At 39.2% G+C, this 15,548-nt stretch carries 12 protein-coding genes and 1 pseudogene; 11 read left to right on the plus strand and 2 right to left on the minus strand.

The window, feature by feature from the left end:
- The first annotated feature begins 162 nt into the window (after window positions 1-162).
- The 5 genes and pseudogenes from COE25_RS22870 to COE25_RS22890 form a co-directional block, all read left to right on the plus strand.
- Entirely contained in the window at window positions 163-924 is a 762-nt protein-coding gene (locus COE25_RS22870) for a phosphosulfolactate synthase (RefSeq protein ID WP_098934256.1), read from the plus strand.
- Window positions 915-1,460 (plus strand): histidine phosphatase family protein, encoded by a 546-nt coding sequence (locus tag COE25_RS22875; RefSeq protein ID WP_098934257.1) that lies wholly within the window; start codon window positions 915-917, stop codon window positions 1,458-1,460. Before COE25_RS22870 ends, COE25_RS22875 begins: the two co-directional genes overlap by 10 nt.
- Window positions 1,461-1,488: 28 nt before the next feature.
- A complete protein-coding gene (locus tag COE25_RS22880) occupies window positions 1,489-2,190 on the plus strand; it encodes a phosphoadenylyl-sulfate reductase (protein ID WP_306572864.1) in 702 nt (233 codons plus the stop codon).
- Between the two features lie 42 nt (window positions 2,191-2,232).
- Window positions 2,233-3,402 carry a sulfate adenylyltransferase gene (gene sat / locus COE25_RS22885; protein WP_098934259.1) on the plus strand — a complete coding sequence of 390 codons (1,170 nt, stop codon included), beginning with the start codon at window positions 2,233-2,235 and terminating at the stop codon, window positions 3,400-3,402.
- Window positions 3,403-3,459: 57 nt separating this feature from the next.
- Window positions 3,460-3,621: pseudogene (locus COE25_RS22890) on the plus strand (adenylyl-sulfate kinase); the annotation flags it as partial.
- Window positions 3,622-3,628: 7 nt separating this feature from the next.
- Here COE25_RS22890 and COE25_RS22895 read toward each other — a convergent pair.
- The gene (locus COE25_RS22895) at window positions 3,629-4,246 is read right to left on the minus strand and encodes a YitT family protein (RefSeq protein ID WP_098934261.1); all 618 of its coding nucleotides are present in this window, start codon (window positions 4,244-4,246) and stop codon (window positions 3,629-3,631) included.
- A 341-nt stretch (window positions 4,247-4,587) separates the two neighbouring features.
- Here COE25_RS22895 and COE25_RS22900 point away from each other — a divergent pair, with 341 nt between their 5' ends.
- Window positions 4,588-5,439, plus strand: a complete 852-nt coding sequence (locus tag COE25_RS22900) for a DUF2935 domain-containing protein (protein ID WP_098934262.1) — start codon at window positions 4,588-4,590, stop codon at window positions 5,437-5,439.
- Between the two features lie 151 nt (window positions 5,440-5,590).
- Here the strand turns inward: COE25_RS22900 and COE25_RS22905 are convergent, their stop codons facing one another.
- Window positions 5,591-6,796 (minus strand): MFS transporter, encoded by a 1,206-nt coding sequence (locus COE25_RS22905; RefSeq protein WP_088087783.1) that lies wholly within the window; start codon window positions 6,794-6,796, stop codon window positions 5,591-5,593.
- 367 nt (window positions 6,797-7,163) lie between these two features.
- Here COE25_RS22905 and nirB (COE25_RS22910) point away from each other — a divergent pair, with 367 nt between their 5' ends.
- The 5 genes from nirB (COE25_RS22910) (at window position 7,164) to cobA (ending at window position 15,400) form a co-directional block, all read left to right on the plus strand.
- Window positions 7,164-9,539: a nitrite reductase large subunit NirB gene (nirB, locus tag COE25_RS22910; protein WP_098934263.1), complete on the plus strand. Its 2,376-nt coding sequence runs from the start codon at window positions 7,164-7,166 to the stop codon at window positions 9,537-9,539.
- A gap of 55 nt (window positions 9,540-9,594) precedes the next feature.
- Complete coding sequence (nasC, locus tag COE25_RS22915) at window positions 9,595-11,742, plus strand: assimilatory nitrate reductase catalytic subunit NasC (protein WP_098934264.1); 2,148 nt, start codon at window positions 9,595-9,597, stop codon at window positions 11,740-11,742.
- Window positions 11,743-11,833: 91 nt separating this feature from the next.
- Window positions 11,834-14,248 (plus strand): nitrite reductase large subunit NirB, encoded by a 2,415-nt coding sequence (gene nirB, locus COE25_RS22920; RefSeq protein WP_098934265.1) that lies wholly within the window; start codon window positions 11,834-11,836, stop codon window positions 14,246-14,248.
- Window positions 14,249-14,278: 30 nt separating this feature from the next.
- A complete protein-coding gene (gene nirD, locus COE25_RS22925) occupies window positions 14,279-14,602 on the plus strand; it encodes a nitrite reductase small subunit NirD (protein ID WP_088087779.1) in 324 nt (107 codons plus the stop codon).
- 21 nt (window positions 14,603-14,623) lie between these two features.
- Window positions 14,624-15,400 (plus strand): uroporphyrinogen-III C-methyltransferase, encoded by a 777-nt coding sequence (gene cobA, locus COE25_RS22930; protein ID WP_098934266.1) that lies wholly within the window; start codon window positions 14,624-14,626, stop codon window positions 15,398-15,400.
- The last annotated feature ends 148 nt before the right edge of the window (window positions 15,401-15,548 follow it).

Consider the following 15,548-nt stretch of genomic DNA (forward strand, 5'->3'; position numbering starts at 1 on the left):
TGTACACCCCTAACTGTAAAATTAAGCCCTATTATTGTTTGGAATGAGACAGCAGATTATACAATCGCAATTGCTTACTTCCTAGGAATAATGCCCATTATATACACATTCACCCATTTTTCGAATAATCTATTCTAGAAAAATAGAGGAGGCGCATTCCCTATGAGTTTTTTAACCATTCCTGAAAGGACTTCAGGAAGTAGATCATACGGTCTAACATCTGTGATCGATTTGGGGACCCCGCTGGGTGAATTAAAGAATATCTTAGCTGATTATGGCAGCTTTATTGATATAGCTAAGATCGGGATTGGTTCAGCATATGTAACGCCAAACATAAAGGAAAAGGTTCAGCTTTACAAGGAATATCATATTAGGACTTATTGTGGCGGTACATTATTTGAAAAATGCTTTTACCAAAAAAAAATTCCTGAATACTTATCCTTTTTACAGGATTTAGGGATTGAATGGCTTGAAATATCTAATGGGACACTAGATATTCCGATAAATGAACGCCTTCGTTTAATTTCACAATTAAAAAATGACTTTCATATCATCGCCGAGGTTGGTTCCAAAGATCCTAATCAGGAAATGTCTATTTCTGGGTGGAAAGAAGAAATATCGATCTGCTTAGAAGCCGGATGTGAATATGTGATTACAGAAGGGAGGGAATCTGGGACATCAGGTATTTATGAAAAATGTGGTGATCTTAAGTCCGATTTAATACAAGAGTTGGTCAGCGATGTTGACAGCAAAAAAATCATCTTTGAAGCACCATCGGCAAAACATCAAATGTATTTTATTAAAGAAATTGGACCGAATGTCAATTTAGGAAATGTGAAAATACGAGATGTTCTAATATTAGAAGCGCAACGCTGTGGTCTTAGAAGTGAAACATTTTTTTTGGAGGGAAATGAATGCAAATAACGCTAATCAGACATCTTCCCACAGAATGGAATAAAAAAACCTGGCTGCAAGGCAGGAGAGATATAGAACTATCCCCATTAACAGATGAATTATATTTAGGAATCGAAGAGAATGCGCAGCGGCTAAAACAATTAGCACCATTTGAACTTGTTTTGGCCAGCACCCTGAAACGAACTCATCAAACAGCTCAGTTGTATGGCCACGTATACCAAACAGAGGATTTATTAGATGAATTAGATTTTGGTCCATTTGAAGGGCGTCCAAAGGAAGAACTTTTCGAGAAATATCGTGAGCTTTGGATTCATAATCCAAAAGATCTCGTTTTAGGAGAAAGTATTAAGAATTTAGAAGATAGGGTTGTTTTGTTTATTGAAAAATATAAAAAGTTGTCCAATATTTTAGTGTTTGGCCATGGATCGTGGATTAGGGCAATGATTTCTTATTCGCAGTTTGGCGATGTTAATCACATGAATAAAATAATTGTCGAAAACAATGCCTGTATTACACTCGCATTGAACTCCAATCTTCGTGAATAGAAAGTAGAGGTGACCTTAATTGTCTGATCTGTTGACGTATGAAAATTGGGATGAAAAAAAGGTAGGTACCCTTTTGGACCATCCTCGTGATTTTCTAGATATATTAAAATGGGCATACCAAAATTATGGAGACAGAATTGTCTATTCGTGCAGCTTTGGCGCTGAAGGAATGGTCTTAATCGATTTAATTCATAAAGTAAATAAACATGCGAAAATAATTTTCCTCGATACCGGCCTCCACTTTCCAGAAACTTACCAATTAATTGAGGAAGTTAGGAACAGCTACCCATCGCTGCAGATCGATCTTATTAAACCAAGGATATCGTTGGATGAACAAACCAAATGGTATGGAGACGAATTGTGGCAGAGTAACCCCAATCTGTGCTGTCATTTAAGAAAGGTGGTTCCTCTTAAGGAAGCATTACAGGATGTTGAAGCATGGATCTCAGGTCTAAGGCGAGATCAATCCTCCACAAGGAGTAACACCCAATATATAAATAAGGATGAAAAATTTAAGAAAATAAAAATTTGCCCCCTCATTCACTGGTCATGGGAAGACATTATGACTTATATTCATCTAAATCATTTACCCTACAATCCCTTACACGATAAAGGGTACCCAAGTATTGGCTGTGCTCCCTGTACAAAGCCTGTCGCAGATTCAAGAGACTCCCGTTCCGGACGGTGGGCTGGTCAATCGAAAACTGAATGCGGACTACATGAAACATAATATGCCACAAAGGCAAATTCAAGAGATTAGGGAGGGAGCAAAATGAGTGAAAGTGTCCCCCATGGGGGTGAATTGGTAAATAGGATCAACCTAAATACTCCAATTGATTACACTCGTAATTATGTAGAACTAGGAAATTTTGAATTAAGTGATTTGGAGTTAATTGCAAATGGTGCCTATAGTCCGCTTACAGGGTTTATGGGCATATCTGATTATAATTCAGTCGTTAGAAATATGAGATTGTCCGATGGACTCCCGTGGTCGTTACCGATTACATTAGCTATCAACAAAGATAAAGCGAAGGAACTTAAAACCGGTGAGATGATCAATCTAATCCATAAAGGCACTGTGTATGGTGTAATGGATGTGAAGGAATTATTTATCCCTGATAAAAAGTTTGAAGCTGAGATGGTATACAGAACAACCGATATTCATCACCCAGGGGTTAAAAGGCTGTTAGAACGACCGGATATCTATCTCGGAGGTCCCATTACCCTGATAAAAACACCTGAGAAAAGTAAGTTTGAAAGCTATTATTTGGACCCCATCCAAACAAGGAAGCAGTTTAGGAGATTAGGTTGGAATACGGTAGTTGGTTTCCAAACTAGAAATCCCGTGCACCGGGCCCATGAATATATTCAAAAAACAGCATTAGAGACTGTCGATGGCCTTTTCTTAAATCCGTTGATGGGTGAGACCAAATCGGATGATATTCCCGGTGAAATCCGTATGAAAAGCTATCAAGTCTTAATCGAAAATTATTACCCGAAAGATCGGGTGTTCCTTTCTGTTTTTCCTGCCGCGATGAGATATGCTGGACCTAGGGAAGCTATTTTTCATGCCATCGTCCGGAAGAATTATGGATGTACTCATTTTATAGTAGGGAGAGATCATGCCGGAGTAGGAAACTATTATGGAACATATGATGCCCAAAAAATATTTAGTCACTTCACTGACGAAGAACTCGGCATTAAACCGCTCTTTTTTGAACATAGCTTTTATTGTAAAAAATGTGAAAACATGGCCTCTGAAAAAACATGTCCTCATGATTCACAGCAACACGTAATTTTATCAGGTACAAAGGTTAGAGGTATGTTAAAAAACGGGGAACAGCCGCCAAAGGAATTTAGCCGGCCTGAAGTGGTCGAAATTCTAATCCAAGGAATGAAAGAAGCTTACTTAGATGAAACCCGCCGTTTGGAGACCCCTTAAGTCGAACCATTTGTAGAAAATAGAGGGGAGATGAAATGGGAAATAGATGCGGCCTGATATAAAAAAGCAAGAAATGGAGAAATCCCTGACTTTACGGGAATATCCTCTCCGTATGAGGTTCCAATTGATCCAGAAATCATGATTGAAACTAATACAATGACACTTGATCAATCAGTTGAAAAAATTTTAGCCTATTTAAAGGAAGAGAAGATTCTTTAGGATCTTCTTATCTTTTTCTCCAATTTGTCGTTAGGAATCTTATTTTTTGTAATTTTAATTCAAAAATAAAATCAATAATATTCGTCGAAAAGAATTGGCAAATAACCGCGAAAATAACAATTTTATAATCAATCACAAGGGCGGTTAATAAAAAAATCAAAAAGTTTATTCCCATCATTACTTTTCCAGGACTCCATTTCTTATAGGAAGCGATCATTAATGCTGGAATGACCATTCCGCCGCTGGATGCCCCCGCTCGAATCAATAATCCAACACCAATACCAAAGAAAACACTTCCACATAGTATATCCACCATAATATGGATATGAATATGTGGAACTAGGGCTGTTAGAAAAGTTACGGTCGTGGAGGTAATAGCTACCGAAAGAATCGTTCGAATGGTCCAGGTGTATCCAAAATACTTTAAAGCGAAAAGTAGAAAAACAATATTAGATAGCCATAAAGAGAAACCAAGAGATAAATGAAACCAGTGATTTACCAAGATCGCAAGTCCTGCTGCCCCGCCGGAAGGGATGGAGTGAGGAAATAAAAACAAGGACATCGACATGCCCTGAAGGGTAGCCCCAAATAAAATGCAGAAATAGGTTAAATAAGTTCTTTTCATTGTTTAAAGAAATAAACCATATCAATTGTATTTTTCACTTCCACATAAATACCTCCTCAGGACTATCACTCCTTGTCCATTTTATGAGAAGAAAAAAAGGAATATGTACAATTAACAACCAAAAACAAGGCCAACCCAATAAAAACCCATTATTATACCCCCTAATTTCCCATTTCTACAATAATAAATATATGTATGTTCACTTCATTTATAATCCATGAAATTCCGCTTTATTTCATTATGTTTTAAGGAGGAAACTTTTGAACCTTTTATTGCGGTATATTTATATGAATTTATTAATAAGAATAGAACGAATGAAGTATTTACTGGGGGGTTTTTGAATGAATGGGAATGAAAACTTACAACATCCTGATACAGGTGTTACATCCGGAATGTTTGTTGAGCGATCGTTAAATGAAATACGTTTTTGGTCTAGGATCATGAAAGAGCATTCTTTATTTCTTCGATTAGGCTTTAGAGCAGAGGATACTCAACTAATCCAAGAGGCTAATCAATTTTATCAATTGTTTGAACGCATCGAACAAACTGCACATTCCACTTCCAATCAAGCAGATCCTGAACAAATAAGAAGATTTAATTCGGAAGTACAACAAGCTGCAACCAGCATTTTTGCATTTAAACGAAAAGTACTAGGTTTAATACTTACATGTAAATTGCCGGGGGCAAATAATTTTCCACTATTAGTTGATCATACAAGTAGAGAAGCTAATTATTTTAGAAAACGATTAGTGGAATTAAACGAAGGTAAATTAAAACCCCTTCCAGATGCCATAATAAAGGAAAATGTCTTCTTCCTAAGAATTATGGCAGACCATGCTAAATTTATTGGTCATCTACTAGATCCATCCGAAAGGAAGTTAATTGATATAGCCCAAAATTTCAGCAATGACTTTGATCAATTGATGTATCAAGCAAGAGACTTAGAATCTATGAAACCACAATCTCAAACCGTTCCTCTTTTAGATCAATTCCTGGATCAGAATCGTGTGTCGGTCTCCTCTCTACGGGACTTCAAGAAAACGGCACGTGATTTAATTGAGCAATGTAAAATAAAGAGTATCATCCATCCACTATTAGCAGACCATGTATTTCGTGAGGCTGATAGATTTCTTGAAATTATTGATATGTTTGATGCGCATCTTACAAGCGCTAACCCACAACCTAGATTTTAGAAGATTGAAGAAGGCATCATATGCAAAGAAGCAGTTAAATTGAAGAAGGCTATTCTAGGACCCAGTTAGGTTCAAGAATAGCCTTCTTCAGGTTCTGCTTCTTTCTCTTACTATTTAATACTATTTAGTAGCTGTCCATAAAAAATTATCTCTAATTTTTTATGGAAGCTTCCTTTGGCGACCAGGTTTTTCGCCATGACATTTGTGCAATAAGTAACACTATTAAAGCCGTGATTCCAACCCCTGTATAAACGATAAATCCAGATCCGTACGTTCCGGTAATTTCCTTAAGTGATCCAAGAATATTTGGTACAAAAAATCCGCCAACCCCGCCAGCTGCTCCGACAATCCCGGTAATCATTCCAATTTCTTCTTGGAAGCGCTGTGGAACCAATTGAAAGACTGCACCATTTCCCATTCCAAGGCAGAGCATTCCGAAAAACAATAAGGTTGTCACAATAGCCAAAGATGGAAGCTGACTCACGCCGAACATAGTAAGAGCTACCCCGATAAATAAAAAGGTCAGAAGACGTACGCCGCCGATTTTATCGGCTATGAAACCCCCAACCGGCCGGAAAAAGCTTCCTGCAGCTACGCAAAGAGTGACAAAATCACCTGCTCTTACTTTTGATAAATCGTATTGATCCACAAAAAAGATGCTTAAGAAACTGGACAAACCGACAAATCCTCCGAAGGTAACACTATAAAGCAAACAAAAAAACCATGTGTCTTTTTGTTTAAATACTTTCAAATATTCAACCACCGGTTTTGCTGCTGGTTGTGAAGGTGCATCTTTCGCAAGAAGAATATACAAGATAAATACAATCAAAAGAGGAATAATAGCTAATCCCATTACATTATGCCAGCCAATATTTTCTGCAAGACGCGGACCGAATAATGTAGCAAAAAGTGTTCCGCTATTCCCAGCACCTGCAATCCCCATCGCTAGTCCTTGTAAGTGTGGCGGGTACCAACGGCTTGCCATTGGTATGGCAGCCGCAAAACTTGCTCCAGCTACTCCGAGTAGGATTCCTATCAAGTAAAGTTCGGTTAACGTCTGTCCGAATAACCAGCCCCAAGCTAGCGGGATGATAGTGACGAGCATCCCGCTTATTGCTGTTTTTCGAGGACCAATACGATCCGTTAAGACTCCAAGGATGAGCCGGAAAAACGATCCACTTAGGATTGGAACAGCTACGATGAAACCCTTCTGAGCGGGAGATAGTCCAAAATCCTTTGTTATATAAACCCCTAGTGCCCCCAAAATCACCCAAATCATGAAACTAACATCAAAATATAAAAATGACGCTGCTAATGATGGCGTATGCCCGCTTTTTTTTAGATCTGATAACCTCATAATGTTGTTCTCCCTTCAATTTGTATCATAGTTAACTTCCAATATACATTTTTACTTTTATTACCATTCAAAACAGCTATTTTTTGAAAACATGACCCTTACTAGTAAAACCAAGAATGAAAATAAACCGATATTGTTTTTCATCACTTTCCCTCCTTAACATTGTTGGTATTTGTGTTTCCCTTGCTTTGTTAAACAATAACGTATTGAAACAGGAGATGTCTCATAGCGTGTAAGGAACTCTAACATAAAACTTATTGTGTTAGAAAATGTGACACATTGAATTTCTTTTGATGAGTTTTATGGAATAATAGGTGATATTTATCGTTGCAGTTACCCAAATATCGAACATACGGAGGCTTTTAGAATGAATAAGCAAAAACTCGTACTGATAGGTAATGGAATGGCAGGGGTGCGGTGCATTGAGGAGATTTTAAAGCATTCACCTGATTCCTTTAACATTACGATTTTCGGAAGCGAACCACACCCTAACTATAATCGGATCCAATTATCAGCCGTCTTGCAGGGTGGTACATCGTTTAAAGATATTACAATCAATGATCGAGATTGGTATAACCAACAGAATATCAGACTGTTTACCGGAGAAACGGTGAAAATAATTGATACCGAAAAACAACTTGTTAAGACGGATAAAAATCAGGAGGTTCCTTATGACCGACTAATTATCGCAACAGGTTCTGTTCCATTTCAGCTTCCTCTGCCAGGTGTTGATAAAGAAGGAGTCATCACGTTTCGTACCATGGAAGATTGTCAGAAAATGATTGAAACAGCGAAGCAACATAAAAAAGCGGTAGTCATTGGAGGTGGAGTCTTAGGTTTGGAAGCTGGCAAAGGTTTGCTCAATCTTGGTATGGAAGTAACAGTGATTCATAATGCCCGATATTTAATGGAAAGACAACTGGATGAAGGCGCAGCGAAATTGTTGCAAACAGAGTTAGAAAGGCAAGGATTTCATTTTCTTTTTGAAAAAGAAACAAAAGAGATTTGGGGACGCAAGCGCGTGGAAAAAGTGTCATTTAAGGACAGTACCGAAGTAGAAGCTGATTTGGTTGTAATGGCAGTAGGGGTGCGACCGAATATACAGTTAGCAAAGGAAAGTGGAATCGAAACTAACCGTGCCATCCTCATTAATGATTATATGGAAACGAATATACCGAATATTTATGCTGTTGGTGAATGTGTGGAGCATCGAGGAATTGTCTATGGATTGGTAAAACCTCTTTATGACCAAGGGAAGATTTTATCCAAACGTCTTTGCGGGTTGGAATCTAAAGGATACGAAGGAACTATTCTTTCCACTCAATTAAAAATATCGGGTGTGGATGTGTTTTCAGCTGGTCAGTTTACTTGTGATGATGGTCTTAAATCAATTGAAATTCATGATGAGTTAGCTGGCGTTTATAAAAAGCTTGTCTTTGAAGATTCTAAAATAGTTGGCGCCGTTTTATTTGGCGATACAAGGGATCGTACAAGATTGCTAGATATGATCATGAAAAAACAAGATGTGTCGGACGTAGAGAAAGTTACTTTGTTTCAATCTTTAAGCGGAGGTGGAGATTCCATCGCTTCTATGGCACATAGTGAAATGATCTGCAATTGTAACGGAGTGCCGAAAGGGGCAATTATTGAAGCGGTTCTAAAAAATGGTTTAACGACCGTGGAACAAGTAAAAAAGTGCACCAAGGCGTCCAGCTCGTGCGGCGGCTGTAAACCGTTAGTATCCGATCTTCTTTCCTATATCCAGAGCGATGAATTTGATGAGGTCATTGAACAAAAATCGATGTGCCCTTGTACATCATTAACAGAGGATGAAGTGGTTTATGAGATGCAATTGCAAAGCTGCACTACGGTACAAGAAGTAATGGAGGTGCTTGATTGGAAAAGTAAGGAAGGATGTACTACCTGTTGTCCTGCCTTGGCCTATTATTTAGGAATGATCTATCCGGAGTATGAGAGCCAACAAGAAACACTTTTTGTATCCGAACAAATGAATGCAATTGTTCAACAAGATGGTACTTACACCGTTGTCCCACAGATGTACGGCGGAAAAACGACAGCAGAACAATTGCGAACGATTGCCAATGTTGCTGAGAAATATAGAATCTCTAATGTTGCGATAACAAGTGAACAAAGAATTCATTTGATGGAGGTGAAGAAAGAGGATCTGGCTGATGTTTGGGCTGATTTGAACATGGATGTTAGTTCGACTTATGGAAATATAGTTCAAAATATTAAAACAAGTATCGGTGAACATATTTGCCGATGTGACAAACAATCATCGATTCAACTGGCTGTCAGTCTCGAAAAAAAATTGGAATTTCTCACCACGCCCTACCGTGTGAAAATGGGCATATCTGCTTGTATGCATAATGGTGCAGGTTCAACTACGAAAGATATTGGTGTAATTGGAACAGGTCTTGGCTGGGAAATTTATGTCGGTGGCAGCAGCGGACGAAATGTACGCGCAGGAGAGTTATTATGCCTTGAATCATTGAATCATGATGTGATCGAAATTATTTGTGCCTTTATTCAATATTACCGTGAAACGGCCAATTTCCTTGAACGTACATGGCAATGGATCGAACGAGTTGGTTTAGTGCATGTGCGCGAAATTCTCTTTGACTTAGAACATCGCCAGCAATTATTGCTGCGGTTAGAGAAAGATCGTTTCTTACGAAAAAAGCTTTTAGTAAAAAGTTCCAGGTCATCAACCGTCCTGTAAGGAACGTTCGTTAAAGTTAACTATTACGAAAAAAGCGAGAAAAGGGTGAGCTATTTTGACGGAAGCATTTTTAAAGTATTTTCGTACAAAGGAACAAGAAGTGAAATCAGAAAAAAAATACGAGTCTCAATGTCCATACTGCAGTATGCAATGTAAAATGCAATTGATTGAACAATCGATTGTTACGAGAAAAAAATATATAACCATTGGTAAAGAGAATCCAACCTCGGAGGGGCGTTTATGTATTAAAGGTATGAACGCCCATCAACATGCATTTCATAAGGACCGTTTGAAATATCCATTATTAAAAGTAAATGGAGAATTTGTTCGTGTTTCTTGGGAGACGGCCTTGAATGAAATTAAAGAAAACTTTACTAAAATCCAGGCAGAATCTGGACTGAATGCCTTAGCAGTTTATGGGAGCGCGTCAATCACAAATGAAGAAGCTTACTTATTGGGTAAATTCGCCCGGGTTGCTTTAAAAACAAAATACATTGATTATAATGGACGCCTTTGTATGTCTGCTGCTGCTTCAGCGGCAAGTCAAACCTTTGGGTTGGACCGAGGATTCACGAACAGCTTGGCAGAAATTCCATCGACTCGTTGCATTATATTAGCCGGAACGAATATTGCTGAATGTCAGCCAACGATTATGCCTTATTTTGAAAAAGCGAAAGATAATGGTACCTATATTATCGCTATCGATCCTCGGGAAACAGCAACAACGAAAATAGCAGACTTGCATTTAAAACCTAAACCGGGAACAGATGCTGTGTTAGCTAATGGGTTATTGAAAGTTATCATTGAAGAAAATTATGTTGATAAGGATTTTATTCAAGAACGCGTGAACGGATTTGAAGAAGTTAGAGAGTATGTATTATCCCTTAATTTAGAGGAAATTGAAGAGATAACCGGCGTTCCAATTGAACTCATTCGCAAAGCGGCAGTAAGGTTTGGTAAAGAAGAAACAGGAATGATATTTACAGCGAGAGGGGTAGAGCAGCACACAAATGGCTCGATGACTGTCCGTAATTTCCTAAATATTCTGGTATCAACTGGGAAAATCGGCAAACCGGGCTGCGGTTATGGTGCTATTACAGGACAGGGAAATGGCCAAGGGGCGAGAGAGCATGGCCAAAAAGCAGACCAACTGCCTGGATACCGTTCGATTGAGAATGAAGAACATCGAGAATATGTGGCCAGTGTCTGGGGAGTTAACAAGGACGATTTACCACGTAAAGGGGTTTCTGCCTATGAAATGATCGAGAAAATCCATGAAGGTGAAATTCAGGGCTTGTTCCTGATGTGTTCCAATCCGATGGTCTCCAATCCAAATGCCCACTTCGTCAAAGAGGCAATTAAAAAATTAAAATTTTTTGTCGCGGTGGAGCTGTTTGTTTCAGAAACAGCAAGATTAGCCAATTTAATATTGCCGGCTTCTTCCTACCTAGAAGATGAAGGAACGATGACGAATGTAGAGGGGCGGGTAACATTACGGGAAGCAAGCTATCCTTGTCCGGGAGAAGTGAAGCATGATTGGCAAATCATTTGCGAAATTGCCCGTGTGCTTGGAAAAGAAAAATATTTTTCCTTTTCATCTGCTGAGGAAATTTTTACTGAATTAAGAATGGCAAGCTGTGGGGGTAATGCTGATTATTTTGGAATGACATATGAACGTCTTAGAAAGGAAGGCGGAATATTATGGCCATGCCCAGCTCCTGACCATAGAGGTACGAAAAGAGTGTTTGAGACATCCTTTGCCCATTCAGATGGAAAGGCAGCGATGGTGGTTGTACCGAACATCCCTGAGGTTCCAAAAGAACAACTATCTGAAGAGTTTCCACTCTATTTAACAACAGGAAGAGTCATGTCACACTACTTAACAGGAGTGCAAACAAGAAAAAGTCCAGCCTTAGCGGCAAGGAACGTGGAACCATTTATGGAAATTCACCCTGCAACCGCATTGAAATTTCAGATCCATGATCAATCATTAGTGAAAATTGAATCCAGAAGAGGAAGTATAGTGGTTAGAAGCAAATGGTCGGAAACGATTCGTCATGATACCATTTTTGTTCCTTTTCACTGGGCAGATTCACAAAATATTAATCTCCTCGTTTCAAAAGAATTGGATCCTTCCTGTAAAATGCCTGGATTTAAAGTCAGTGTTGTAAAGGTAAGTCCAGTAAAGGATTTCCTAAATTAAAATTTCTATGTTAGAAGACCTTACACATTGAGTTAGTTATTGAATGCTCTGTGCTATAGTTTAAGAAACATTCTAAGGGAGGAAACCTAACGTGAATAAGAAAAAGTTGGTTCTTGTAGGTAATGGAATGGCGGGAGTTAAAGCCATTGAAGAGATTTTAAAACTATCTAAGGAGTTATTTGAGATTACCATTTTTGGAAGCGAACCACATCCGAATTATAATAGAATACTGCTTTCAAAGGTTTTACAAGGTGATACGGAGGTAAAAGACATTACGCTTAATGACTGGGATTGGTACACAGAAAACAATATTCAGTTGTTTACAAGTGAAACAGTGATCAAAGTTGATCCGATGAAGAAAGTCGTTGTAACTGACTTAGGAAGAATCGAACCGTATGATGAGTTGATCATTGCATCAGGGTCACTCCCATTTATTCTTCCGGTTCCAGGAGCTGAAAAGATCGGTGTGACAGCTTTTCGGGATATCAGGGATACCGAAGTGATGCTTGAGGCCTCGAGGAAGTATAAAAAAGCGGCCGTAATTGGCGGTGGATTACTCGGGCTCGAAGCTGCTAGAGGACTTTTAAACCTAGGAATGGATGTTTCTGTTATACATCTCGCCACTTATTTGATGGAAAGACAATTAGATCCGCAGGCAGGGAAACTATTACAGTCGGAATTAGAAAAACAAGGAATGAAGTTTTTATTAGAAAAACAAACGCAAGAAATTGTTGGAGATGACCGCGTAGAAGGTGTAAGGTTTGGCGATGGAACGGTCCTTGATGCAGACTTAGTCGTGATGGCTGTTGGTATTAAGCCAAATATCGAATTGGCCAAAGTAAGTGGTATTGCTATTAATCGCGGTATTGTCGTGAATGATTTCCTACAAACGAGTGTTCCTAATATTTACTCTGTAGGAGAGTGTGCCGAACACAACGGATCGGTATACGGTCTTGTAGCACCATTGTTTGACCAAGGAAAAGTATTAGCTCATCACATTTGCGGAGCGAAGACCAATGGCTATCATGGTTCTGTTTTGTCTACACAACTGAAGGTTTCTGGGGTCGAGGTATTCTCTGCCGGAGATTTTATGGAAGGTGAAGGAAAGGAAGCCATTAAAGTCTTTGATGGAAATGACAGCATTTATAAGAAGATCGTGATTCAAGACAATAAAATTGTTGGCGCCGTGCTGTTTGGTGATAGCAGTGATGGAAATCGCCTTTTTTCGATGATTCAAAAGCAAGCAGATGTCTCCTTTACCACGAAGGTATCACTTTTACAGCCACTAAATGATGATTTCGGGAGCAGTTTAGTAGCTTCCATGAGTGAGGAGGACATTATTTGCGGATGTAATGGTGTAACCAAAGGAACTATTATCCAAGCGATACAGAATCAGGGTTGTTCATCAGTTGATGAAATCAAAGCTTGTACCAGTGCTTCTCGGTCTTGCGGGGGATGTAAGCCACTTGTGGCAGAAGTGTTACAACATACACTTGGGTCAGCGTATGACGGCACTTTACAGAAAGAAGCGATTTGCAGCTGCACTCATTTTTCGAGAGATGAAATAGTGGAAGAGATTAAAACCAAAGGTTTGACCCATATCAAAGAAGTGATGAATGTTCTTGGGTGGAGTACTGAAGAAGGTTGTTCAAAATGCCGCCCTGCTTTGAATTACTATTTAGGGATGGTCCATCCGATTGAATATACGGACGAAAGAGAGTCCCGGTTTGTCAATGAGCGGATGCATGCCAATATACAAAAGGATGGAACATATTCTGTTGTACCACGAATGTACGGTGGTGTAACGAATTCACAAGACCTACGCCGGATTGCTGACGTGGTAGATAAATATGAAATACCATTAGTAAAACTAACAGGAGGACAACGGATTGACTTACTCGGGGTAAAAAAGGAAGACTTGCCAAAAGTATGGACTGATTTGGATATGCCTTCAGGATCTGCCTACGGAAAATCACTACGTACAGTGAAAACATGTGTCGGTGAACAGTTCTGCCGTTTTGGAACCCAAGATTCCATGGGGCTGGGAATCGACCTCGAGAAGAAATTTGAAGGACTACAAACACCTCATAAAGTGAAAATGGCCGTTTCTGCTTGTCCGAGAAGCTGTGCGGAGTCGGGGTTTAAAGATATTGGGTTTATTGGAATTGACGGGGGCTGGGAACTTTATGTCGGCGGGAACGGCGGAACCCATGTACGCGGGGGAGATTTACTATACACCGTGAAAACATCAGAAGAGGCGATGGAAATTACCGGTGCGTACCTTCAATATTACCGTGAAACAGCCAACTATTTAGAACGTACTTCGGCATGGATTGAACGTGTGGGGTTAACACATGTACGAACGGTTCTTGATGATAAGGGAAAACGTCAAGAATTAAATAAACGTATGGATGACGCATTATCTGTAATTAAGGACCCATGGAAGACAATAACAGAGGATGAAAAAGTAAGAAAAGAATTGTTTGAGAGTGTAGTAATGTCGTAAGTACTTACATTTAAAGGAGGAAATAGTCAAATGACAAAGAAAAGTGTTGAAGCGGTGTCGATCGGTTCTGTACGGGATCTTCCAGAACGATTAGGAAAGACTGTTTGTGTCGGGGATAAAGAAGTGGCTGTATTTAAATTATTAAATGGTAGCGTGCGTGCCGTTGAAAATCGCTGTCCACATAAAGGCGGGGTTTTGAGCGAAGGAATGGTAAGCGGCGAATTTGTTTTCTGTCCCATGCATGATTGGAAAATATGTTTGGATAATGGGAAGGTACAAGAGCCGGATGCAGGCTGTGTGAAAACCTATAAAACCAGAATAGAAGGGGAAGAAGTATTTCTCTTAATCGATTAGTTCAGTAAAATGGAGGTCTTTATGATTCAAACAAAGGGGAAAGTCTATATTGTTGGAGCTGGTCCTGGTGATCCTGATTTAATTACGGTTAAAGCAGCGAAATGTCTTGAACAGGCAGACGTTATTCTTTATGATCGGTTAGTTAATCCGGTGTTGCTGAAATACGGTAAGAGCGACGCTGAGTTCATCTATTGCGGAAAAGAGCCGGGAAACCATTGTGTTTCCCAAGAATCCATCCATCAAATATTAGTAGATAAGGCCTTGGCAGGTAAAACAGTTGTTCGATTAAAAGGGGGAGACCCATTTATTTTTGGCAGAGGCGGTGAAGAAGCGGAAGTGCTTGTTCAAAATGGGCTCGAATTTGAAATTGTACCTGGGATCACTTCTGGTATTGCTGCCCCGGCTTATGCGGGAATTCCTGTCACTCACCGAGAATGGAGTCAATCGTTTGCTATGATTACAGGGCACTGTTTGAGTGGCAAACCTAAAAACATTCGGTGGGACCATCTAGCCCATGGTGTCGATACACTTGCCATATATATGGGTATCAAACATCTTCCTTTTATATGCAGCCAACTAATTTCCTGTGGAAAGGAGTCTCAAACACCTATAGCTGTAATTGAACAAGGGACAACAGGAAATCAACGGACAGTTGTCGGTACACTTGAGACGATTGTTGAAGTTGTAAATGAAAATCGAATCACAAATCCAGCCATGATAGTCATCGGAGAAGTTGTCAAACTATCTGAAAAACTATCCTGGTTTCCGGAAAGAATCAAAGAAAAGATACTTATATAAAAAAATGAGATTGTAAGAGTTTATAGTTAAATATTATAGACTCTTTTTTTGTGATAAAATATGATATTACAATCAGAAAAAATTCGAAAATCGTCGAACTAAAAATCATTGTCCTTGAAATTTGGTGGATTTTTTTCTGTTTCTCTCC

It is taken from the genome of Bacillus sp. AFS031507 (assembly GCF_002584635.1).
Classification (GTDB): Bacteria; Bacillota; Bacilli; order Bacillales; family Cytobacillaceae; genus Neobacillus.